This window comes from Streptococcus sp. HMSC077D04 (assembly GCF_001808785.1).
GTDB lineage: Bacteria > Bacillota > Bacilli > Lactobacillales > Streptococcaceae > Streptococcus > Streptococcus mitis_BX.
This window is the reverse complement of the sequence record NZ_KV794441.1, coordinates 511-874: the sequence shown is the minus strand read 5'-3', so window position 1 is coordinate 874 and position 364 is coordinate 511. Positions and strand designations below refer to the sequence as shown.

The following is a 364-nucleotide window of genomic DNA, read 5'->3' as shown; positions in this document are numbered from 1 at the left end:
GCAGCGAGTTTTTCTGTCTCTCTTGCTACCTTACTTTCTTGCCTAGTGACCTTTTCTTCTAAGCGTTCAATAATGGTCATATACGATCCTCCTTCATTTTAATATTAGCTAAAACATCTTGATTTTGTTATCACAATTCTAAACATTGAGAGGTTTGTCTTACTGGTTGATTCCTCAATGTCTCTTTTGCATTCTCTATCATCAATTGTAAATCTGATTTCTTTTCTCTAAGGACATCATTCCAGTCTACTTTTTCTTTCCCAGATTCATTATCAGGTAAATCCAGTAAAACAGGCAATCCTGATTGAGATAACTTATCAGAAAAATCTTTACCTGCATCATCACAATCTACCGCAAGTGTCAA

General features: G+C 34.9%; 1 protein-coding gene and 1 pseudogene. Both read right to left on the bottom strand.

The features are described from left to right. The coding region (locus HMPREF2701_RS11660) for a DUF5965 family protein (protein WP_222132650.1) at positions 1–80 on the bottom strand (80 nt) is incomplete at its 3' end. A gap of 50 nt (positions 81–130) precedes the next feature. Further along, positions 131–364 (bottom strand): annotated as a pseudogene (locus HMPREF2701_RS11655) (DNA primase); the annotation flags it as partial.